Below are 25,249 nucleotides of genomic sequence, written 5' to 3'. Positions count from 1 at the left end.
GCACTTTTTTCATTTTTCTAGCCCGTATTGCGCATTCCAGCCGCGATACCTGTGATAGTAATCATCAATGCTTGTTCCACATCGGGATTTATTTGCTCTGGATTTTCACGGAAACGGTGAAGCAATTCCACTTGCAGTAGATTGAGTGGATCCGTGTAGATATTACGCAATGCGATTGAATCTGCAATCCAAGGTAAATCAGACATCAATTCACTTTGGTGAGAAAGTGAAAGCACAGTTTGAATATCATCTTCAAGTTGCTTACGTAAATTTTCGCCTAAATACCAAAGTTCTTTTTTCACTAATCGTTGATCATATTGTTGGGAAAGCCAAGCATCCGATTTACTAAATACCATTTCCAACATACCGATCCGCGTTGAAAAGAACGGCCAGTTTTCGCACATTTCATGAATGATATCGCCTTTTCCTTGTCCAATAATTTGACGGATAGAGGCTCCCGCACCTAGCCAAGCGGGCAGCATTAAGCGATTTTGCATCCATGCAAAAATCCAAGGAATGGCACGTAAACTTTCCACGCCGCCATTTGGATTGCGTTTTGCAGGGCGAGAGCCAAGTGGCAATTTGGAGAGTTCCTGTTCTGGCGTTGCACTGCGGAAATAAGGAACGAAATCTTTATCACCACGAACCACGCCACGATAAATGTCGCAAGAAATAGTGGAAAGCTCGTCCATTATAGTACGCCATTCTGGTTTCGGTTCTGGTGGTGGTAAAAGATTTGCTTCTAAAATGGCGCTGGCGTAGAGATCAAAGGTTTCTACCGCTACAGCGGGTAAACCCAGTTTGAATCGGATCATTTCACCTTGTTCTGTTACACGTAAACCATTTTTTAGTGAACGAGGTGGTTGAGACAGCAATGCCGCATGTGCTGGCGCACCGCCACGACCAATCGTGCCACCACGTCCATGGAATAAGGTGAGTTCAATGCCAAGTTTTTCAGTTAAATTCACTAAGGCTTCTTGTGCACGGTATTGCGCCCAAGAGGCTGCCATCATTCCGGCATCTTTTGCCGAATCTGAATAGCCAATCATCACCATTTGACGATTATTGATAACGCCACGATACCAACCTACATTGAAAAGTTGAGTCATCACTTTTTCGGCTGCATCTAAATCGTCTAAGGTTTCAAATAATGGCACGACAGGAATATGATATGGCACGCCCGCTTCTTTTAAGAGTAAATGAACGGCTAAAACATCAGATGCGCTGCGTGCCATCGAAATAACATAACACGCAATGACACCTTGTTTTTGTTGAGCAATGACTTTGCAAGTGTCTAAAATTTCTTTGGTTTCAGGCGATGGCGTCCAGTTTTGCGGAATTAATGGTCGGCGAGAGCTTAATTCACGAATTAAGAAAGCCTGTTTATCGTCTTCCGTCCATTGAGAGTAATCACCTAAACCAATATAGCGCGTAATTTCAGCAATGGCATCGGTGTGACGTGTGCTTTCTTGGCGAATATCCATTTGAGAAAGAGTCACGCCAAAACAGCTAATACGGTGCAAAATATCCAACAATGAACCATTTGCAATAATACGCATACCGCATTGAATTAAAGATTGATAACAATCGTAAAGCGGTTCCCAAAGTTGATTATCTTCTAAAATAATCTCGCTTTCGGATACGCGCGGTGTGCGATCTGATAGGTGATCATCAAAATAAGCTAATGTTGCCGTAAGCTGATTGCGTAAATTTTTCACCACGAAACGATAGGGTTCTAAATGTTCGCCGTATTTAGCACGAAATTCATCGCTACATTTCACCATTGAAAGTTCATCGGCTAATTTGCTGATGTCTTGTAAGAATAAATCCGCCGCTTTCCAACGGGCAAAATAAAGTACTTTTTTGGTGATTTGTGCGGTGACAAATGGGTTTCCATCACGGTCGCCACCCATCCAAGAGGAAATACGCACAGGTTTTAATCCTACTGGCAAATCGTAACCTAAAAATTCACGAGCGGTTTCGTTGAGTTGGCGTAAAAATTCTGGCACAGCTTGCCACAAACTGTTTTCCAACATCGCAAAGCCCCATTTGGCTTCATCAAATGGCGTTGGGCGAACAGTACGAATTTCGTTGGTATGCCATGCTTCAGCGATTAAGCGAAGTAATAGACGCTCAATAATATTGCGTTCTTTTTCAGTTAAATCATGATGTTCTAGCTTGCTTAAACATTTATTGATTTCAATATGTTTATGAATGAGTGAACGACGTGTTGTTTCTGTTGGATGTGCGGTCAGAACAAGCTCAATTAATAATTTCTCGACGGTTTTATGCACGTCTTCCACTGAGGCATTTTGTTCTTTTAAGCGTTTGAAAAGTTCACTTAAGGATTGAGAAGAACTTTGTGCTAGAGAATGTTCACGCGAAATCGTTTGATATTGTTCAGCTATGTTAGTGAGGTTTAAAAATTGGCTGAAAGCACGTGCGACGGGAATAATATTTTCATTAGAAATACTACCTAGCGTGTCGAGCAATTCTTGTCTTGCTTTATCATCACCCGCACGAGAATTACGAGAAAGTTTACGAATATTTTCGATTAACTCGAGAATATCGGCACCTTGCGCATCGTTGATGGTTTCTCCGAGAAAACGCCCTAACATACTAATGTTATTGCGCAGAGTGGTGTACTCTTGTGTCATAGGAACTCCTAAAAGTAAAAAATAAAATTTGTAAGCTGGCGATAGATATAGCTAAAAACGGAAGATAGGGCAAATGCTATTCATAGAAACATTGAAGATAATCAAGAAAAGCTAAAAAATAGATAAAAAAGAACCGCACTTTTTATGGATTGTTTAAAAAGTGCGATTTGTTTTTAATAAATTTTATAAAATTGATTTAACGGATTTTCGAATAATAAGCTCAGGGCCAATATCAATACGGCTATATTGCTGAACGCCTTGATCTTTTTGGCTAATGCGCTCTAATAAAATATTCACCGCCTGTCTGCCTAATCGTAGCTTCGATTGGTGAATAGTGGTTAATGGTGGCGCATAGAAACGTGAAGCATGAATATCATCATAGCCGATAATGGACATATCATCGGGTACGCGTAACCCTTTTTCTGTCAGTGCAGAAATTGCACCTAACGCCATCACATCGTTACAACAGAATAGGGCTGTTGGTAATTCCTCTTGAGCCAGTAAACGATTCATACATTCATAACCGTCTTCAGGCTCAAATGCACCTTCGAAAATCCAAGGTTCATGCACTTCAAGATTTGCATCTGCCATTGCTTTTAAAAAGCCTTCATAACGAGTTTTTGCCGTAGTTTTATTGAGTTCACCACAGATAATCCCGATTTTTTTATGGCCGCACTCAATAAGGTGTTTGGTTGCTAAATAACCGCCATCAAAACTATGATCATCAATTACATCGGTATTAGCATTGGGGCCCCAATCCATTACAACCATTGGAATACTGGAAAATGATGAAAGTAAATCCAATGAATCTTGCGTATATTCAGAACACATCACCAGCAAACCATCAACCCGTTTTTTCGCCAACATTTCCAAATGGTTTTTGACTTTTTCAGGTTCATTTTGTGTATTACATAAGAACAAAGAATAACCTTGTCGATAGCAATGTTCTTCAACAGAATGAATAATCTCCGCAAAATACGGTGCTTCACTGGTCGTCACAATCATCCCAATGGATTTTGTGGTATTGACTTTCAAACTGCGCGCCACGGCACTGGGTGAATAATTAAGTTGCTTAATTGCTAATAGAACGGCTTCTTCCGTATCTTTTGCTACGAAACGGGTTTTATTAATAACATGAGATACCGTTGTGGTGGACACGCCAGCCATTTTTGCCACATCTTTAATTGTTGCCATATTTCGATCCCCAAAAAATTTTGCCTATTATAAAGGTTTGTAAAAAATTTCGTTACTTTTATTGAAATTTTTTTGTAAAAGGGATGATTTTCTTAAAACAATCTTGTTACAATGTGGCCTCATTTTTAGTGAGGAGAAAAACATGAGTGATTTTGGTTATGCAATGATTGCAGTTGTATTGAGTATGTCAGTCGTTTGTGGTTTAGCGCTTTCAATTTTTTAATCAATTATGTTTTACGATCACCGCAGTTTGTTTTAAGACAAAGTGCGGTGATTTTTTTAGGTGTTTTTGCGCAGCAAGCGAAAATATGATAAAACAGATTCCATCTTATTCACACAAAACATAGGAAATACAATGTCAAACTTACAAGCAATTATTGAAGCTGCATTTGAGAAACGTGCAGAAATTACACCAAAAACCGTTGATGCAGCAACGCGCGCAGCAATTGAAGAAGTGATCGAAGGATTAGATTCAGGTAAATATCGCGTTGCAGAAAAAATTGATGGCGAATGGGTAACACACCAATGGTTAAAAAAAGCGGTTTTACTTTCATTCCGTATTAATGACAACCAAATCATTGATGGTGCAGAAACCAAATATTACGACAAAGTGGCATTAAAATTTGCGGATTACACCGAAGAGCGTTTTGCTGAAGAAGGTTTCCGTGTTGTGCCTTCTGCAACGGTGCGTAAAGGCGCATATATTTCTAAAAACTGCGTATTAATGCCATCTTATGTAAACATTGGTGCTTACGTTGGCGAAGGCACTATGGTAGATACTTGGGCGACAGTAGGTTCATGCGCACAAATCGGTAAAAACGTTCACTTATCTGGTGGTGTAGGCATTGGTGGCGTGTTAGAACCATTACAAGCTAACCCAACCATTATCGGTGATAACTGCTTTATTGGTGCACGTTCAGAAGTGGTAGAAGGCGTGATTGTAGAAGACGGCTGTGTTATTTCAATGGGTGTATTCATCGGTCAATCAACCAAAATTTATGATCGTGAAACGGGCGAAATTCACTACGGACGTGTACCAGCAGGTTCTGTGGTGGTATCTGGTAGCCTTCCATCAAAATGTGGAAAATATAGCCTATATTGCGCCGTGATCGTGAAAAAAGTGGATGCAAAAACTTTAGGTAAAGTAGGCATTAACGAATTATTACGTTCTATCGAAGAATAATTAAAAAACTTATAAAAAATACCGCACTTTAATCATCTGCCCTGAAAAGTGAGTTTGACTCTCACTGATTAAGGGCAGATTTTTATTGGCAAGTCGCTGAAACTTTACCCCCAAAAAACATCCCCAAAATTAACCGCACTTTTTAACTTTTTTCTCGCTGAAAGACTGTAAATATAAATATATTTGTGTAAATAATATGCAAATACTGTTTAAAAAAAAAGCAGTTGTTCGCGCTTTTATTGAGTTTTATCTGCATAGTCATATACTCTGTGCGATTTTTATTTCTCACTTCTTTATAAATAGAAAAAAGAAGTGTGAATTTGTTTTTTATATGGTTAGTGAGGCATTTATGAATAAAATTTTCCGTATTGTATGGAGCCGGGCAACCCAATCTTGGGTGGCGGTATCCGAATTAACCAAAGCACATAAAAAACAAAGCTCATCAAATGCACAAAAAAGTGCGGTCAAATTTTCAGGCAATTTTATTAAATCTTCAGCCATCGCCTTGACGTTATTAAGCGGTCATTCGGCTTATGCGGCTGATGCTGCAAGTGGGTTGATTCAGATTAATTCAACTGGGACGGCTACTGCAAGTGGTAGCGAATCTATTGCTGTTGGTAAAGACTCAAAAGCAACATCCGATACTGCTGTAGCTATCGGTAAGGATGCTGAAGCAAGTGGTAAGCAATCTGTGGCATTGGGAAATAAAGCGAAAGCTACAGGCGAGAATAGTTATGCCATTGGATGGGGAAGCAATGCAAGTCATCCTAGATCTATTTCTATAGGGTATAACTCTGCTGCAAGGCATAATAATAGTCTTGCTTTAGGTTATAACACAATAGCAAGTGGTCCTTCATCTGTAGCATTGGGAGCTGGATCGAACGCGCTAGGTGACGATAGTTATGCCATAGGATATGGCAGTAAAACAAATACCGGTGCTAATTTTGCAATGGCTTTTGGTAACTCCAGTAAAGCAAATAAAGCTAATGATATTGCTTTCGGTAAAGAAGCTGAAACTCGAGATCAAGGTCAAGGTCATAGTATTGCCATTGGTTATGGTGCTATGTCGGGAACTAACAATGCTGGGAAAAATCTTAATGGTGGAGATGCTGGCGGTGTAGCTATTGGTACTGGTGCTTATACAGGGGTAAATCAAACTGATGGACGCTCTGTAAACTCTTCTGTTGCAGTAGGGGCCGGTGCCGGAGCAGGATTTAGAAAGTTAGATAATAATGGTATGCCTGTGCAGAATGCTACAGATGTTGATAATAATGATGAAGTGCTGAAAAAAGCGTTTGGTGTTAAAAATGTTGCAGATTATCAAAAAATAGCAGGTGGTACTAACGGATACACAAATGTAAATATTAATGAAGGCACAGCCTTAGGTCGTAATGCACGTGCTATAGGAGACCAATCTGTGGCAATAGGGGCTCAAACTATTGCTGGTATGGGTGCTATTGCATTAGGTGGAAATGATATTACTCAATTTGCAAATAAAAAATATTACAAATCAACCAAAGAAAATTTTGCTGTTACAGACACAATAGACCATAATCAAGATGCAGAAATATCTGATAAAACAATTAGTGCGACTTATAATGATCTTGTTGGTACCAAGTTAGATACGGCATATAAAGCAACTTATGCACAAGATGGTTCAGTAGTATTAGGAGCACAAGCTCATTCAGGAACACCATTGGGAACGGCACTTGGTACGAATGCTTTGGTGCGTAAAGGTGCTTTCGGTGCAACGGCAATCGGTGCGGGTTCACAAGTTCAAGCTAATGCCGAAGCGGCGGTAGCCATCGGTATGGGATCTTTTGCCGATGGTAAGTATGCAGTGGCGGCAGGTACGGCTTCTTTGGCAAAAGAAGGCGATGTGGCAATCGGTTATAAAGCTAAGGCAACCGGTAAAGAAGGTGCATTGGCAATCGGCTTGGGCACTAATGCGCAAGGCGATTCCTCTATTATGATTGGCGGGGCGGATGTTAAATCAGCTTCTAAACAAAACACATCTTTTGACAAAGCAACTAACTCAATAATCAGTAAAGATGTAACTGAGAGAATTAACGGTCAGAACATTGTCCGCCACTATAGTTTTGCGGGGACAACACCGACTACAGGTACAATCGCTGAGGCATTTAAAGAATTGACCGGGCGTGAGATGACTGTAAAGAGCATTGACTTTTCTAGTGCAAAAAATAAAAACGGTCATGCTTCCACTTCTCTAGGGGTGCATTCTTTAGCCAAAGGTGATTTGGCAACAGCCATTGGTGCGAGTGCGCGTGCCGATGTTATCGGTTCTTTGGCATTGGGTACAGGGGCGCATGCAACCCTCCAAAATGCGGTGGCAATAGGTACGGGTTCTACTACTGAGTTGCTGGGTACGCGCCAATTAAGTGTGAACTATGACAGCGACGGCAATATTGTTTCTGATGGCTCAAAGGATATTGCTTATACATTTAAATGGGCAGGCGGTATCAATACTTCTGAAGGCGACGTAGTATCCTTTGGTAGCTCCGGCGCAGAACGCCAATTAAAAAACGTGGCGGCCGGTCGCGTGGCGGAAGATTCTACCGATGCCATCAACGGCTCCCAGTTAAACTCCATCACCAAAAAAATTGCAGCAGGTTTTAACACAAGCGGTAATGTGGTAACGGGATCTTCAGGCGAATTCACATCTAAAAAAGCAAATACAAATTCCACGGATAAGGATTATGAAACCGCAATCCGTTCACAAGATAAAGTCCAACTCCAAGTCGGCAACAACTTGAAGTTAGACCGTGATGAAACCGAAGTTGAAATTGAAGTTCAGGATGATTTTGACAAAACCAAAACAGTTAAAAAGAAAGTCAAAAAAGCTGATTTTGCCTACAGCCTGAACCCTGTATTAACCAACCTGACCAGCGCAGAGTTTAAAGCCGACGGCAAACCGACGGTGAACATCAGTTCAGACGGCATTACCATTACGCCCGCTGCGCCGACGACCGGCGGTAAGCAAAAACCGAATGTTAGTCTGACCGAAAACGGTTTAAACAACGGCGGCAATGCGATTACCAATGTAGCCGGCAACCTAAATGGTGCGAAAAAAGATACAACTGCGCCGACAACTAAAGCAGACAAACCGAATAATGTAGATGACATCAAAAACAACGCGGCAACCGTAGGCGATGTATTGAATGCAGGCTGGAACTTGCAAGAAAAAGGCGCGGAAAAAGATTTTGTTACCGCTTATGACACCGTTAATTTTATTGACGGCGAAGGCACAAGTGTATCTGTTGAAAATACAGATAATAAAACCAGTAAAATCAAATACAGCGTAAACCTCGGCGATGGTTTGGAAAAAGATGCTATGACCAACAAAATTAAAGCCAAAGCAGGCAATGGTGTGACTGTTGGTGCAGACGGCATTAATGTGAATACAGGTAAAGGCCTCAAAATTGATGCGGATGATGACAACAAAGTTGCGGTTGATACCGACGGTACAACAATCACTGTCGGCACAGACGGCAAAGTGAAGGCGGTTACAGGCTCGACCGAAACGGTTACAGATACTAACAAAGGTACTGATGAAAAAGCGGGTCAAGTGCGTCCTGTTAAAGCAGATAAAGGCAAACTGGCAACAGTTGATGCGGTGGCAAATGCCGTCAACAATGCCGCGTGGAGCATTACGTCCGGTACCGACGGCGGCAGCTTCGCAACGTCCGGTCATACCCAAACCACCGAAAAAATCAGCGCGGGCGGCAGCGTAACCTTTAAAGCAGGCAACAACCTGATAATCAAACAGGCAGGTACGGACTTTACCTACTCGCTCAATCCGATTTTGAACGGGCTGACATCGGCAGAGTTTAAAGGCACAGGTGAAAATGCGCCGATTACCAAACTGACCAATGCAGGCATTACAGTAACAACACCGGCAGATGCGGTTGCAAATACGCCGGAGAAAACGGTAACGCTGAATCAAGACGGCTTGAACAACGGTGGCAATGCGATTTCTAATGTGAAATCTAATCTTCCTGCTACTAAAAATAGCGACACTGCAAATACAGCAGCTGCGCCAAGTAATGCCACGAAAACTCAAGCAGTGCCAAATACAACGAATATGAAAGGCACAGATTATGTCAATCCAAACAATGCCGCTACCGTGGGTGACGTATTAAATGCAGGTTGGAACTTGAAAGGCAAGGGCACAGCGGTTGACTTTGTAAAAGCCTACGATACTGTGGATTTTGTGGACGGTGATGGCACAACTGCGTCTGTTGAAAGCAAGGATGGTCAAACCTCGACAGTGAAATACAGTGTAAACACCACGACAATCAAAGCTGATACAACTAATGCCGGTAAGGTTAAAGCAGAAGGGACAGGCAATACATTTGCAACAGCAGAAACTGTAGCAAGTGCGATTAATGAAGCCTATTGGAAAGCGGCGGCTTCAGGTAATGGTGTAACAGCGGATGTAGCAGACAATGTGAAAGCTGGTGATACGGTGACCTTTAAAGCAGGCAAAAACTTAACGGTTACACACAACAATACGAATAAATCGTTTGAGTTTGCAACCACTGATACACCGGAGTTTAGCTCTGTTCAATTTGGTAATAATGGTCCGAAAATCACCCACGACGGCAACACAATCAAAGTTTCCGGCGCGAATGGCACTGATTCGGTCAAAATCACCAATGTTGCTGACGGTAAAGACGACAATGATGCTGTAAACGTAAGCCAATTAAAAGCAAGCGGTTGGAATATCGCGGGCAACGGCAAAACCAAAGTCGATACAATCAATAAAGACGACCAAGTGAACTTCTTGAACGGCAGTGGCACAACCGTAACTGTTGAAAAAGATAAAGGTGCAAACGGCAAAGAAACTGGCAACGTAAACGTCAAATACGACGTGAACGTTGGTAATGGTTTACAGAAAGATACGGCAAGCAATACTATTTCTGTAAAACCAGCGGATAAGTCTTTAGAAGTAACAAATGGCGGCGTTAAAGTAAAAGCTGCCGATAACACCCTTACAACCGATGCCAACGGCTTAAAAGTTAATACCGGCAACATTACTGCCTCATCTGTACCAACCGTAGCCGATGCCGATAAAGACAAAATCGCCACCGTAGGCAATGTGGCAGAGGCAATTAAAGCGGCTGCTTGGAAAGCTACCTCTGATGCAACGACCAATGGCGAAAATAGCGGGAAGAAAGAGCAAGAAGTCAAAGCTGGCGATACAGTAACTTTCGAAGCCGATAAAAACATCAAGATTACACAAGATGCTGGCAAATTTACATTTGCTACGAAAGATAATGTAACGTTTACAACTGTACAAGTCGGTGGTAATCAAGGTCCTAAATTGTCTAAAACAGATGATGGAGACTTGAAAATATCTGGCCCTAATGGAACAGCTCCAGTAAAAGTTACCAATGTAAAAGATGGCGACATATCTGCAGATTCCAAAGATGCGATTAACGGCAGCCAATTTAACGCCGTTGCCAATAACAATATCAAATTGGGCGGCGACAATGAGAGCGAAACAGACGGTCAAAGTTTGAATAAGGCCGGAGGGATGAAGTTTAATATCAATGGTGCAGACGGCATTGAGACGGCGGCATCAGGAGATAGCGTAACAGTTAAAATTAACGCTGAGACCAAAGCGAAAATCGATTCTGTTGATGACAAAGCCGATAAAAATCTAAGTAACATTACTTCAGATGGTGAAACCAAGATTAAAAATTTGGTTACATGGAAGGCGAAAGCAAGCAACTCAGGTAACGAGCTGGCTGAAGGCGATAAGACTGCGGATAGTGATACAGATGCCCAACAAGTGGGTGCAGATGGCGTATTGACTTTAGACGCAGGTAAAAACTTGTTATTAAAACGCTGGGAAAAAACCTTTACCTATGCGTTATCTAAAACCCTCAGCGACTTAACTTCTGCCGAGTTTAAAAAAGGTGATGTAACCACCAAAATAGATGGCGACGGACTGACCATTCAGGCTCCGACTCCGGCAGGTGGCACAGCACCTAAAGCCATAACCGTCAATAAAGACGGCATTAGTGCAGGTGATAAGGCGATTACGGATGTAAACAGCGGACTGACCAATTATGGCGGTACTGATGCCAAAAAAGATTTAATAAATTTAGGCAACTCAAGTACAGGTTCAAAAGTATCGGACAATAACGCCGCTACCGTAGGTGATTTACGTAATATGGGTTGGATTGTGTCCTCTGATAAATCTACAGGTGAAAATGGTGCGGTTACTACTGATGCGTACTCCGCAACAGTGAAAAATGCGGACGAAGTGAAATTCGTGGGCACACACGCAGCCAAAGTATCGGGTAAAACCGTGAACGGCGTGCGCACTATTACCGTTGATGTGGAAGTGCCTGATGCTAAAACTGCCAAGCTGGTTTCAAGCAAAGACGGTTCTGTGATTGCGCCGTCAACCGATTCCAAACTCCAAGATGCATTAAAAACTGCAAAAGACGAGTTGGCTGCATTGCCTAATACAGCAACTGAAGCAGAAAAAGAAGCAGCTAAGAATAAAGTAAAAGCTGCCGAAACTGCATTAAATGACGCTGTAGATAACAAAGGCGTTGCTACGGCTAAAAATGTTGCGGATATGATCAACAACTCCGGCTTCACGCTGAAAACATCCAAAGCTGAAGGCGGTGAAAAAGATACTAAATCTACCGGTGACGAAGTCATCAACCCGGGCAAAGCCGTTGAAATGATTGCAGGTAAAAACTTAACCGTGAAACAGGAAGCGAACGGTAAAGTAACTTACAGCCTGAACCCTGAATTAACCAACCTGACCAGTGCAGAGTTTAAAGGCACAGGCAAAAATGCGCCGACAACCAAGCTGACTAACGACGGTGTAACTATTACTCCGAAAACTGCAGGCAAGAATCTGGTTTCATTAACTCAAAACGGTTTAAACAACGGCGGCAATGCGATTACCAATGTGGCCGGCAACCTTGACGGTGCGAAAACCGGTACAACTGCGCCGACAACTTCAGCAACAAAACCGACATTGGGAACTGCAGCTAATGAAGTTAACTCTAATAATGCTGCAACCGTAGGCGATGTATTGAATGCAGGCTGGAACTTGCAAGGAAATAACACGGCAAAAGATTTTGTTACCGCTTATGACACCGTTAATTTTATTGACGGCGACGGCACAACTGTATCTGTTGAAAATACAGACAATAAAACCAGTAAAATCAAATACAGCGTAAACCTTGGTGATGGTTTAGAAAAAGATGCTACGACCAACAAAATCAAGGTAAAAGCAGCAGATAAGTCTTTAGAAGTAACAAATGGCGGCGTTAAAGTAAAAACTGCCGATAACACCCTTACAACCGATGCCAACGGCTTAAAAGTTAATACCGGCAACATTACTGCCTCATCTGTACCAACCGTAGCCGATGCCGATAAAAACAAAATCGCCACCGTAGGCAACGTGGCAGATGCCATTAAAGCGGCTGCTTGGAAGGCAACTTCTGCTGCCACAACAAACGGCGAAAATAGTGGCAAGAAAGAGCAAGAAGTCAAAGCTGGCGATACAGTAACTTTCGAAGCCGATAAAAACATCAAAATTGCTCAAACTGACGGTAAATTCACATTCTCGACAAAAGATGATGTTGAGTTCAACAGCGTACAACTCGGTGGGAATAAAGGTCCTAAATTAACTAAAACCGACGGTAACGATTTGAAAGTATCCGGCAGCAACGGAACTGATCCGGTCAAAATCACCAACGTCGCAGACGGAAACATTAGCGCAGATTCTAAAGATGCGATTAACGGCAGCCAATTTAACGCCGTTGCCAATAACAATATCAAATTGGGCGGCGACAATAAGAGCGAAACAAACGGTCAAAGTTTGAATAAGGCTGGGGGGATGAAGTTTAATATCAATGGTGCAAATGGCATTGAGACGGAGGCATCAGGAGATAGCGTAACAGTTAAAATTAACGCTGAGACCAAAGCGAAAATCGATTCTGTTGATGACAAAGCCGATAAAAATCTAAGTAACATTACTGCAGATGGTGAAACCAAGATTAAAAATTTGGTTACATGGAAAGCGAAGGCAAGCAACTCAGGTAAAGAGCTGGCTGAAGGCGATAAGACTGCGGATAGTGATACGGATGCCCAACAAGTGGGTGCAGATGGCGTATTGACTTTAGACGCAGGTAAAAACTTGCTATTAAAACGCTCGGAAAAAACCTTTACCTATGCGTTATCTAAAACCCTCAGCGACTTAACTTCTGCCGAGTTTAAAAAAGGTGATGTAACCACCAAAATAAATGGCGACGGATTGACCATTCAGGCTCCGACTCCGGCAGGCGGCACAGCACCTAAAGCGATAACTGTCAATAAAGACGGCATTAGTGCAGGTGATAAGGCGATTACGGATGTAAACAGCGGACTGACCAATTATGGCGGTACTGATGCCAAAAAAGATTTAATAAATTTAGGCAACTCAAGTGCAGGTTCAAAAGTATCGGACAATAACGCCGCTACCGTAGGTGATTTACGTAACATGGGCTGGGTTGTATCTTCTAATAAAACTACAGGAGCAAATGGTACAGTTACTACTGATGCGTACTCCGCAACAGTGAAAAATGCAAACGAAGTGAAATTCATTGGCGAAGGTACGGCTATTGTGTCTGGTAAAACAGATGACAAAGGTGTACGTAGAATCACTGTGAAAGTAGATAACCAAACGTCTACGAATAAATCTGTTACACCTGTGAGCTATACGAAAAAAGATGGCACGAAAGTATATCCTAAAGAAGTAGATAATGGGGATGGCACTAAATCCGTTAAATTCTATCCGAACCCAGATGGATCAGGTACAGAAATTCCGCCTAGTGAGGTAATCACTTCCGTAAATGGGCCAAAAGGCACAAAAACACCAACTACATTGTCTAATGTAGAAGGTAACTTGGATGGTGCTAAAACAAATACAACAGCACCGACGACAAGCCATGCAGGTGTAGATACAAAAAATCCAACAGCGAATAATTATGTAAACACACATAATGCAGCAACAGTAGGCGATGTATTACAAGCAGGCTGGAACTTACAAAATAATGGCACTGCGAAAGATTTCGTAAAACCATATGATACTGTAAACTTTGTGAATGGTATCAATACAACAGCGGTAGTTACTACATCAGATGATGGCACTACAAGCAATGTAACGTACAATGTAACAGGGTTACCTGTGACATACACAACAGCAGATGGCACACCAGTATCTAAAATTGGAGATAAATACTACAAAGTCAACGATAAAGGTCAACCAGTGGATGAGAATGGTAAACCAAGCACTAAGGTCGATGCCAATGGTCAACCTCTCGATGAAAATGGTGTGGTAATTCAACCGATTGATACCACTACAAATCCATTAACATCTAAATTGGTGAATCCAAATGTAACTAATACAACTACAGAGCCGAATAAGAAAACGACAGATCCTACACAACTAGGAAATGTAACATCTGGATTACAAAAATATGGTGATACAGTAGATGGAAAAGAAGTTCCAGGATCTACAAAAGCGAATAATGGTTTAATCGATTTATCGACTCCAACAGATGGTTTCAAACCAAAAGTAAGCGACAACACTGCCGCTACTGTAGGTGATCTACGTAACATGGGTTGGATTGTATCTTCGGATAAAACAACAGGTGAAACAGACAAGGCGTATACAGATACAGTGAAAAATGCAAACGAAGTGAAATTTGTAGGTGCAGGCACTGCGATTGTATCTGGTAAAACAGTCGACGGTGTACGTACTATCACTGTGAAAGTAGATGACCAAGTATCTACGAATAACTCTGTTACACCAGTGAACTATACAAAAGCAGATGGAACAAAAGTATATCCTAAGATGGTTACAAATCCAGATACTGGAAAAGGAGAGCTTAAATTCTTTGAAAAGCCTGATGGATCTGGTGCAGAAGTTCCAAAAGGTGATGTGATTACATCCATCAATGGACCAGAAGGCACAACAAGCCCAACGACATTGAAAAATGTAAAAAATAACATTCCAAATGTAAATGATGGTTCTAAAACGATTACGGCTCCAGATGGTAAAGAAAAAGCAGGCGATGTAGAAAATATCAACAAAGCGCCATTAACAGCGGAAGAAGCTGCGGCATTAGCAAATCCAAAAACAAAAGATGGACAAGCTAATCCGAAGTACATTGGTAACAATGCAGCCACAGTTTCTGACGTATTGAACGCAGGTTGGAACTTACAAAACAATGGTGCAGCGAAAGACTTCGTAAAACCATTTGACACTGTGAACTTCCGTGATGGTGGTAATACAACCGTATCTGTGACAACAGACGATAACTTAACGTCTCATGTACAAGTGAATGTAACAGGGCTTCCTGTATCCAACACAATCACAGATCCAACAACAGGTAAACAAGTACCAGTGGTAAAAGTAGGCGATGTGTTCTACCGTGCAAATCCAGATGGCACACCAAATATCGAAAGAGATACAGCTGGTAATCCAACTAATGGATATGTACGTGCGAACGATGGCAAATTGTATCCACGTGATGCAGTAGAGGTAACTCCAAATGCAGCGGATCCAACACAACCGCCAACAATTACACCAAAAGCTGGTGCAATACCAAATACTGTGAACACTAACTTGGTAAATCCAAATGTAGCGAATACAAAAGATAACCCAGGTAACAGTGTTAACACACCAAGTCAATTGGGTAATGTAGCGAACGGTGCGAAAACATTTGCTCCAGTAGCAGCTGATGGTACAAAACTTGTACAAGTAGGCGATAAGTTCTATCCTGCTGATAAAGTTGAAAATGGTGTATTGAAACCTGGTGCAACAAAAGCAGATGCGAAAGAACCAGTGAAATTAGCTAACGATGGCAAATGGTATCCAGCAGATCAAGTGGAAGCAAATGGTAAACCAAAAGGAAATGCTACTCCAATAGCAGGTGTGCCAAATAATATTGGTAAATCAGGTCTTGTTGATTTCAGCAATTCTAACCCTAACAACGCAGCGACAGTAGGCGATTTACAAAATATGGGATGGGTAGTGTCCGCTGAAGGCAACAGCTACTCTGATCAAGTACGTAACGCAAACGAAGTGAAATTCGTTGGCAAAAATGGAATACAAGTAAGTGGAAAAACTGATGATAAAGGTGTAAGAACATTAACATTTGAAATGGAAGCTGGAGAAGTAACTCCAACAGAAATAACAAAAGCTGATGGAACTAAACTTGTTAAAGTTGGGGATAAAGCGTATAAACCGGAAGATATAGGAACAGATGGACAACCTAAACAAGGAAAAGATCCAGTAGGAACTGTAGCAAAAGATGGAAATGTTTATGCAACAGATTCAGTAATTGATTCTAATGGAAATGTATACCCAGCAGGAACGACACTTACAAATGGAGCAGCGCCAGCAGGAACCGCGGCAGCAACACCGATAGCAACTAACAAACCAAATAATGGATCTAAGTTTGTAACTGGGAACCAAGTTGCAGATGCTATTGAAAAATCAGGATTTGTTGTAGGTAAAAATAATAAAGCATTATCAGCATCAGATTTCAAAAATGAAGATGAGAAAGTAAATCCTAATGATGAATTAAGATTTGCAGATGGTGATAATACTAATGTGAAACTTGCAACGAGGGAAGTGTTAGATGCTTCTGGAAAAGTTAAAACAGTAACAACTGTAAAAGTTGATGTTGTAGATTTACCTGTAAAATATACAGATGCAGATGGAAACATTGTTAAAAAAGGTGAAGATGGAAAATATTACGATCCTAAAGATTTAGAAGGAAAAGTGTATGATCCAACAACTAAGACATATAAAAATGCAGATGGAGCATTAGCCGAACAACCGAAAGCTAAGGAAAATATACAAGCAAATCTTGTAAATCCTAATGTTTCAAATACTGATACTGAACCAAATAAACAAACTATAACACCTACACAATTAGGAAATGTAGCGAGTGGAACTAAAACAATACAACTAGCAGTAGGAACAACTGTTAAAGATAAAGATAATAAAGAATTAACACTTGCAAATGATGGAAAATGGTATGAAAAAGGAAAAGTTGGAACAGATGGAAAACCAGTGGTTGGAGCAACTCCATTAACACCAGTAAATCCAGATAAAGCAGGATTAGCAGATTTAGATAATTCAAAATCAACTAATGCGTTATCTGTTGAAGATGCTAAAAAACTTGGATGGGTAGTAGGAACGCCAGATAATAACTATAATGACCAAGTACGTAATGCTAACAAAGTAGACTTTAAAGGTGGAAATGGTATTGAAGTCACTGGAAAAACTACTGCTGATGGAATTCGTGAAATTACAGTAGGTATCAAAGAAGGAACTGTAACAAATAATGTAAAAGTTACAAAAGAAGATGGAACAGTTATAGAAGCAATAAGAGATAAAGATGGAAAACTTTATGAAAAAGATGTAAATGGTAAAGTTGATAAAACTAAACCAGTTGAAACTACAAATAAAGATAAAGTTGAAAATAATGGTTCAGGATTTGTAACAGGAAATACAGTAGCAACTGCTATTCAAGAATCAGGTTGGAATGTTGGTTTGGCTGATTCATCTAAAGCTAATGAAGCATTTAATGATGATAGTAAAGCGTTATCAGCAGATAAACTTGAGAAAGTAAATCCAGATGACAATGTTCGTTTTGCCGATGGTAAAAATACCAAAGTTCAAGCTGCAACTATGGATGAGGTGAATAAAGATGGTAAAAAAATCACAAATACTTATGTGAGATTTAATGTTGATTTACCAATTAGTCAAATTACCTCTAAAGATAAGGATGGTAATAAGGTTGCTAAAGCTGCTGATGGTAAATGGCACCTAGTTAAATCAGATGGTACACTTGATACAACCAAAGAAGTAGAACCAAGTAACGTTCGTACATCAGCTTCAATGGATCCTGATGGCTTAGGAGATAAATACACCTCAACAAGTCGTAAAGAAGATTTAACTCCAATTCAGCTTGCTGAATTGACGGGTAAACAAGAAGCTGCCGCAAAAGCCGCAGAAGAGAAGATTAAGGATTTATTGAAAGGTCAATCTAAGGATGTTATTGAGGCCGCTTCTAAAGCTGCAGCGGATGCAGCGAAGGAAGAAGCTAAAGTACAATATCTAAAAGATAAAGGCTTAGATAAAGGTACGGGCGGTACCGTCATCTCTAATGTTGCATGGGGTACGAAACCAAGTGATGCGGTGAATGTTGATCAATTACAGAATAGTGGTATTAATATTCATTCTAGTAAGGTTGAAGGTTCTACTGGTAAAGTGATTTCCGCTCATACTTCGCCAACTAAAGTAAAAATGGATGAGACGGTTAATGTTAATGCAGGTAACAATATCGAGATTACTCGTAATGGTCGTGATATTGCGATTGCAACTTCAATGAACCCTCAATTTGATAGTGTCAAATTTGGTAAAGAAGGACCTAAGATTACGGGTAAAGCAGCACAACCTGCAAAACTAGCAACAGCGACTAGCCCAGCTACACCAGCTCAGCCTGCTGAACTTAGTGTGAATGGTGCGAAAATTACTGATGTTGCACCTGGTCAAATTTCAGCAACTTCTAAAGATGCTATAAATGGTAGCCAGTTACATGCGATGGGTAATAAGTTACAAGGCCAAATTAATAAATTAGGCAACCGTATGAATGCGGGCATGGCGACTTCTGCTGCGATGGCTAACTTATTACAACCGCATAAACCAGGTCAATCTGTCGCAACAGCGGGTATTGGTCAGCATAAAGACCAAGCTGCAGTGGCTGTGGGTTACTCTCGTGTTTCTGATAATGGTAAATATGGTATTCGTTTCTCAATGGGGGCTAACACGCAAGGTGAAGTGACGAGTGGTGCCGCAGTAGGATATTTCTGGTAATTTAACCGCACTTTATAGCGAGTAAATTAAAGGGCTAAGTTCTGTAATGGATTTAGCCCTTTTAGTTTTTTGTAAAAACAAGGTAAAAAAAGACCGCACTTTTAAAGTGCGGTCTGAAAATCAAAAGAAATTAAGCAGTGAATGGATCTCGTAAAATCATCGTTTCTACACGATCAGGGCCAGTTGAAAGAATATCAATAGGTACGCCAGTTACTTCTTCAATACGTTTAATATAGTTAATGCAGTTTTGTGGTAATTTATTTACATCCGTGATGCGGAAAGTATTTTCTTTCCAACCTGGTAATATTTCATAAATTGGTTCTACACCTTCCCAATCTTTCGCGGCTAATGGCGCATATTCAACGATTTCACCATTTGGCATTTTGTAAGCAACGCAGATTTTTACTTCATCAAAACCATCTAACACGTCTAGTTTGGTCATACAGAAGCCAGAAATAGAGTTGAGTTGGATTGCACGGCGAATTGCAACGGCATCGAACCAACCGCAACGACGAGGACGGCCTGTTACCGCACCAAATTCGTTACCTTTACGCGCAATTTCAGCACCCACATCATCAAATAATTCCGTTGTGAATGGACCACCACCTACACGAGTACAGTAAGCTTTGATGATACCAAGTACATAGTCTAAGTTACGCGGGCCAAAACCAGAACCAGTTGCAACACCACCAGCTGTTGTGTTTGAGCTGGTTACATACGGATAAGTACCGTGGTCGATATCTAACATGGTACCTTGTGCGCCTTCAAATAAAATGTGCTCACCATTTTTGCGCGCTGTATCAAGAATTGTAGTGATGTCTGCCACCATTCCCGTAATCACATCGGCAATTGCCATTACATCATCTAAGGTTTTTTGATAATCGACAGGTTCAACTTTATAGTAGTTCACTAATTGGAAATTATAGTATTCAAGTATATTTTTGAGTTTTTCGGCAAAGGCTTCTTTATCAAATAAATCGCCTACGCGTAAACCACGACGAGCTACTTTATCTTCATAAGCTGGGCCAATACCACGACCAGTTGTACCGATAGCTTTTTTGCCGAGTGCTGCTTCACGAGCGTGATCCATAGCCACATGATAAGGCAAGATTAAAGGGCAAGCTTCTGAAATTAATAAACGTTCACGAACTTTAATACCACGGCTTTCAAGTTCGCCCATTTCTTTCATTAATGCTTCAGGCGAAACTACAACGCCGTTACCAATTAAGCAAGTTACGTTTGGATGTAACATACCAGATGGAATTAAACGTAATACGGTTTTTTCACCATTGATGATAAGTGTGTGACCTGCGTTATGACCGCCTTGATAACGAACTACGTATTTTACGCGATCAGTCAACAGATCAACGATTTTTCCTTTACCTTCATCGCCCCATTGTGCGCCTAAGATAACAACGCTTTTTCCCATAATTTCCGCCTTTTATTCGGTTAAATTAGTCAAATAAACAGTTGCTTACTTTACTCTTTTTCAGTTTTAATCTCAATGATATAAAAGAAAAAGTGCGGTGATTTTTCACCGCACTTTAGGCTTTCTACTTTATTCAAATAAAGATTTGTGTAATGAACGAACGACTTCGTCAGCATGTTCACTTTGCACGAGCATACAAATATTGTTGGTGCTTGCGCCATAACTAATCATGCGCACGTTGTAAGATTGAAGTGTGTCAAAAATACGTTTTGCGACACCAGAAGCGATATGTAAGTCGTTACCGATTAATGCAACTAATGACAATCCAGTATCGACTTTTACTGAACAATATTGACGAAGTTCGTCTAATAATTCAGCTGAAAGTAATTCTGCCCCTGAAGATGCTGAACCTGTTTTATCTAATGTTAATGCAACGCTCACTTCTGATGTGGTGATAGTATCTACTGAAATTTTGTGTTTAGCCAAAATGTTAAATACATTCGCTAAGAAACCTTGCGCATGCAGCATACTTAAGCTTGAAAGAGTGAGTAAAGTTTGATCTCGGCGTAATGCAATTGCACGGAAAGTTGGACGAGGTTGAGGATCGCGAGTAACCCAAGTTCCGCCCGCTTCTGGAGCTTTACTTGAACCCACATAAACAGGGATATTGCTGCGTACCGCAGGGAGCAATGTGGCTGGGTGTAGCACTTTTGCGCCAAAGGTTGCCATTTCAGCTGCTTCAGCAAAACTCATTGTGTCGATGCGTTGTGCAGCTGGAACAATGCGTGGATCGGTTGTGTAAATACCCGCAACATCAGTCCAAATTAAAACGTCTTTTGCATTTAATACTTCGGCTAACAAGGCAGCAGAGTAGTCGCTACCGCCACGGCCTAATGTGGTTGTTTTACCGCTTGGTTCACGTCCGATAAAACCTTGTGTAATGACTAATTCGCCTCGGTCTATTAATGGTTTTAAAATGCTATCGCTGTTTAATTGGGTTTGTTCATCATTCGGTGCGGCTTTACCAAAATGGTTATTGGTTGCAACAATTGTACGTACATCAACCCAAGTGCCCGATGCGTTTTGTTCACGTAAAATCTCAATAAAGATTTGAGTTGACATCATTTCACCGTGGCTGATGAGTTCGTCGGTTAATGCGGGAGAGGTTGCAAGACTAGCTGCTTCAGAAAGTGCGGTAATATTTTCAAGATATTTTTCAATAATCGGACGAACACGGCTGTCGTCTTTTAACTCATTCAAAATATTCTCTTGAATTTGACGGATTTCATCAATTAATTTTTCACGTTCTGTCGCTTCTACACCATTTGCTAAAGCGACCAATAAATTCGTCACCCCAGCTGATGCAGAAAGCACGACTACGCGTGTATTTGGATCAGCGATGACAATTTTTGCACAAGCCGTCATCGCTGCATGGTTGGCTACAGATGTTCCGCCAAATTTGGCGACTGAGAGATGGGACATAAGATACTCCATTGATGTTGTGTGTTTTTTTATGTAATTAGCTATACAAATAACGAGTTAGCTTTTTATTGTCAAATAGATTTTTGTTTAAAATTTAGAGAGTGTTTGTTTTTTAAACATAACTATATTTAGATATGATCTTTGTCATAAATCTGATTGTGGCAAGAAAGAAAATTTAAAGCATCAAACTAAATAATCTCGTTGCTAATTCAGACTATAAATGCGTAAAAAATAGTTGATGTGTTTTATTAATAATCAAATGAAAAGGAAAATCCAAATATTTTAAAAAAAGTATTTGACGAGTATAGTCAAAATCAGCATAATACGCCCCGCAAAGCCGATATGGTTAGGCAAATTAAGGTAGTGGCTACATAGCTCAGTTGGTTAGAGCACAACACTCATAATGTTGGGGTCGCAAGTTCGAATCTCGCTGTAGCCACCAAATTTGCGGGACTGGCGAAATTGGTAGACGCACCAGATTTAGGTTCTGGCGCCGAGAGGTGTGTGGGTTCAAGTCCCTCGTCCCGCACCATTTATCGCTTTGTAAGTCAAATAGTAGTTGGGGTATCGCCAAGCGGTAAGGCACCGGGTTTTGATCTCGGCATCCCTAGGTTCGAATCCTAGTACCCCAGCCATACTATCAAATAAATCTTCTTTATATCTAATCAAAGATTTCTCTATTGGGGTATCGCCAAGCGGTAAGGCACCGGGTTTTGATCTCGGCATCCCTAGGTTCGAATCCTAGTACCCCAGCCATATTTTTTAAATTCTCATATTTCTAATAAAAGCTAGTTTTTTGTCTTATTTAAGGTTGTTTTTGCGATCCAGATCTCAAACACATTTATTTGTAATATAAAGTAATATTCTATTAATGCTACCTTGTTTTCCTGTTCATTTAGGAGAGCAATATGGAATTTTCTTTACAATACATCATTATCTTTATTTTTGTTATTTTATTTCTAATTGGCTTATTTTCATCTAAATCGAGATCAACTCGTCGTAATGCAAAGAAGAGTCGTCTTTATCTTTCGACAGAAAATAAAATTAATATTGTGAATAAAAATGATCATCTTGATGTCGTCATATTGAGTAAGTATAAAAGAAAAGCCTTGATGAATAAGAGTGAATATCAACTTTTTCTTCGTTTAGAAAAGTTGTTGTCTAAAGGTTATCAAGAGTTCCGTTTATTTACTCAGGTTTCAATGGGAGAGTTTTTAGAATCAATAGATAAAGAGGCCCATTTTGCGATAAATAGTAAACGAGTAGATTTTCTGATTGTAGATAAGAACGGCTATGCCGTAATAGTAATTGAATATCAAGGGCAGGGACATTATCAGGATAATGCAGCGAAGCGTGATGCAGTGAAACGGGAGGCTTGTCGAAAGGCTGGGGTGATTTTTTTAGAATTTCAGCCAAACTATGGAAAAGCAGAATTAGAATTTGTTGGTGAAAACTTAAAACGTTATTTGATAAAAAATTAAAGTTTAGGTATTTATTAAGAAATAATTAAAATACTCAGAACAAAAAAGCTAAGACTGATATCTTAGCTTTTTTACTTTGTTCAAACTTGTGAATTACGCACGTTTGAAGTCAATGTGAACCAATTTTGGTTTGAATGGGTGACGTTGCATTGCTTGCACTTTAACTGCAACTTCTTTACCACCGATCACTAAAGTAATCACTTCAGAATAGAAAGATTCATGTGCTTGCGCGTTGTTTAATTCATCGTGGTTTAAGATGATTGAAACTGGCTCTTCACTACCACCATAAACGATTGCAGGAATTTGACCATTATGACGCAGGCGGCGGCTCGCACCCTTACCTTGCGCTGTACGAACTTCAGCGTTAAATTTAAATGCCATTTTAATGTTCTCTTTAAATTAATGTTAAAAGAAAGAAAATTGCAGGCGACCCAGCAATTTTCCAAATATTGTTCTCAAAGAATAAGCACCGAGCTATGCTTTGAGACGGAGAATTATAGAATATCCCTCTTTTCAAAGCAAACTTTTTCTAGGTTTTTTACCCTGAAAAGATTAGAATGCTTAGCAATTTTTTACGATATTTATAAAAAATAAAGTAGGAAGATTATGGAATTTCTGATTGGATTTTTTACTGATTACGGCTATTGGGCTGTTCTTTTTGTTTTAATTATTTGTGGATTTGGTGTGCCGATTCCGGAAGATATCACGTTAGTTTCTGGCGGTGTCATTGCGGGGCTTTATCCTGAAAGTGTTAATTCGCATTTAATGTTGCTCGTCAGTATGATTGGTGTACTTGCGGGTGATTCTAGTATGTATTGGCTTGGTCGTATTTATGGTACGAAGATTTTACGTTTCCGCCCAATGCGTAAAATCGTGACATTACAACGTTTAAGAATGGTGCGTGAGAAATTCAGTCAATACGGCAACCGAGTATTATTTGTCGCACGTTTTTTACCCGGCTTGCGAGCCCCAATTTATATGGTCTCTGGCATTACTCGCCGTGTAAGTTACACACGTTTTGTCTTAATTGATTTCTGTGCTGCCATTATTTCTGTGCCAATTTGGGTTTATTTAGGCGAACTGGGCGCAAAAAATTTAGACTGGTTACATGCTCAAATCCAAAAAGGTCAAATAGTGATTTATGTGCTTATCGCTTTACTTGCCCTATTTCTTTTCTGGAAATGGAAAAAATCGAAAAAATAAACCAAGTCATCAAACAAAAGAGCGGTTAAAAAATTCTGTGTTTTTTTAACCGCTCTTTTTATTTCAATAAACTATAAATTTCTCGCTTTTAAATAATTTTCCACTGTATCCACAATGGCTTGTGTTTGTGGATCGATTTCAATATTCACGATATCGCCCACTTTACGTTGCCCCATTAAAGTTCGTTGCAAAGTTTCAGGAATTAAATTCACACAGAATTGCGTGCCTTTTACTTCACCAATAGTGAGGCTAATACCATCTACGGCAACAAATCCTTTCGTTAAAATATATTTCATTACATCTGCGCTTGGCAGTTCAAACCAAATTTGTCGGTTGTTTTCACTGGCAATAATGTCTGAAATTTTTGCCGTACAATAGACGTGACCAGATAATAAATGTCCGCCAATTTCTGTTCCCATTTGCATAGCTCGTTCGATATTTACATTATCACCTACTTTCAACAAGCCAAGATTCGTAATTCTTAAGGTTTCTTGCATGAGATCAAAGCTAACAAGATCGCCGTTAATTTCAGTCACGGTTAAACATACACCGTTATTTGCCACCGATGCGCCAATTTCTAAGTCTTTACGCATTTCAGGTGGTAATTTTACCACTTGTGTTCTAAAATTAGCCTTTTCTGTAATTGAATGAATAGGCGCAGTGCCTTGTACAATTCCAGTAAACATATTTTCT

At 40.3% G+C, this 25,249-nt stretch carries 10 protein-coding genes and 4 tRNA genes; 8 read left to right on the top strand and 6 right to left on the bottom strand.

Annotation, left to right across the window (positions count from 1 at the left end):
- Window positions 1-17: 17 nt before the first annotated feature.
- Window positions 18-2,657, bottom strand: a complete 2,640-nt coding sequence (ppc, locus tag DV424_RS01270) for a phosphoenolpyruvate carboxylase (RefSeq protein WP_118858784.1) — start codon at window positions 2,655-2,657, stop codon at window positions 18-20.
- Between the two features lie 183 nt (window positions 2,658-2,840).
- On the bottom strand, window positions 2,841-3,851 hold the full coding sequence (purR, locus tag DV424_RS01265; RefSeq protein ID WP_046943166.1) for an HTH-type transcriptional repressor PurR: 1,011 nt from the start codon (window positions 3,849-3,851) through the stop codon (window positions 2,841-2,843).
- A gap of 355 nt (window positions 3,852-4,206) precedes the next feature.
- Here purR and dapD point away from each other — a divergent pair, with 355 nt between their 5' ends.
- On the top strand, window positions 4,207-5,034 hold the full coding sequence (gene dapD, locus DV424_RS01260; RefSeq protein ID WP_110437762.1) for a 2,3,4,5-tetrahydropyridine-2,6-dicarboxylate N-succinyltransferase: 828 nt from the start codon (window positions 4,207-4,209) through the stop codon (window positions 5,032-5,034).
- 349 nt (window positions 5,035-5,383) lie between these two features.
- Window positions 5,384-18,961 carry an ESPR-type extended signal peptide-containing protein gene (locus DV424_RS01255; RefSeq protein WP_192880618.1) on the top strand — a complete coding sequence of 4,526 codons (13,578 nt, stop codon included), beginning with the start codon at window positions 5,384-5,386 and terminating at the stop codon, window positions 18,959-18,961.
- A 130-nt stretch (window positions 18,962-19,091) separates the two neighbouring features.
- Here the strand turns inward: DV424_RS01255 and purA are convergent, their stop codons facing one another.
- Both purA and lysC read right to left on the bottom strand, forming a co-directional pair.
- A complete protein-coding gene (purA, locus tag DV424_RS01250) occupies window positions 19,092-20,390 on the bottom strand; it encodes an adenylosuccinate synthase (RefSeq protein WP_118858782.1) in 1,299 nt (432 codons plus the stop codon).
- 129 nt (window positions 20,391-20,519) lie between these two features.
- Window positions 20,520-21,872 (bottom strand): lysine-sensitive aspartokinase 3, encoded by a 1,353-nt coding sequence (lysC, locus tag DV424_RS01245; RefSeq protein ID WP_118858781.1) that lies wholly within the window; start codon window positions 21,870-21,872, stop codon window positions 20,520-20,522.
- A gap of 365 nt (window positions 21,873-22,237) precedes the next feature.
- On the opposite strand from lysC, the gene DV424_RS01240 reads away from it, so the two are divergent.
- The 5 genes from DV424_RS01240 (at window position 22,238) to DV424_RS01220 (ending at window position 23,353) form a co-directional block, all read left to right on the top strand.
- Window positions 22,238-22,314, top strand: a tRNA-Met gene (locus DV424_RS01240).
- Between the two features lie 5 nt (window positions 22,315-22,319).
- A tRNA-Leu gene (locus DV424_RS01235) sits at window positions 22,320-22,404 on the top strand.
- Window positions 22,405-22,432: 28 nt separating this feature from the next.
- Window positions 22,433-22,507: transfer RNA gene (locus DV424_RS01230), tRNA-Gln, on the top strand.
- Between the two features lie 46 nt (window positions 22,508-22,553).
- Window positions 22,554-22,628, top strand: a tRNA-Gln gene (locus DV424_RS01225).
- Window positions 22,629-22,780: 152 nt separating this feature from the next.
- Window positions 22,781-23,353 carry a DUF2726 domain-containing protein gene (locus tag DV424_RS01220; protein ID WP_005653145.1) on the top strand — a complete coding sequence of 191 codons (573 nt, stop codon included), beginning with the start codon at window positions 22,781-22,783 and terminating at the stop codon, window positions 23,351-23,353.
- A 93-nt stretch (window positions 23,354-23,446) separates the two neighbouring features.
- On the opposite strand, the gene rplY is transcribed toward DV424_RS01220, so the two are convergent.
- The gene (gene rplY / locus DV424_RS01215; protein WP_005633680.1) at window positions 23,447-23,734 is read right to left on the bottom strand and encodes a 50S ribosomal protein L25; all 288 of its coding nucleotides are present in this window, start codon (window positions 23,732-23,734) and stop codon (window positions 23,447-23,449) included.
- 225 nt (window positions 23,735-23,959) lie between these two features.
- On the opposite strand from rplY, the gene DV424_RS01210 reads away from it, so the two are divergent.
- Window positions 23,960-24,556, top strand: coding sequence for a DedA family protein (locus DV424_RS01210; RefSeq protein ID WP_005632488.1), 597 nt, complete (start codon window positions 23,960-23,962; stop codon window positions 24,554-24,556).
- 71 nt (window positions 24,557-24,627) lie between these two features.
- Here the strand turns inward: DV424_RS01210 and ribE are convergent, their stop codons facing one another.
- On the bottom strand, window positions 24,628-25,242 hold the full coding sequence (ribE, locus tag DV424_RS01205) for a riboflavin synthase (RefSeq protein WP_118858780.1): 615 nt from the start codon (window positions 25,240-25,242) through the stop codon (window positions 24,628-24,630).
- Window positions 25,243-25,249: the final 7 nt, after the last annotated feature.

Source organism: Haemophilus haemolyticus, from assembly GCF_003493605.1.
GTDB lineage: Bacteria > Pseudomonadota > Gammaproteobacteria > Enterobacterales > Pasteurellaceae > Haemophilus > Haemophilus haemolyticus_J.
The sequence above is the reverse complement of the archived record's forward strand: the minus strand, read 5'-3'. Positions and strand labels throughout refer to the sequence as shown.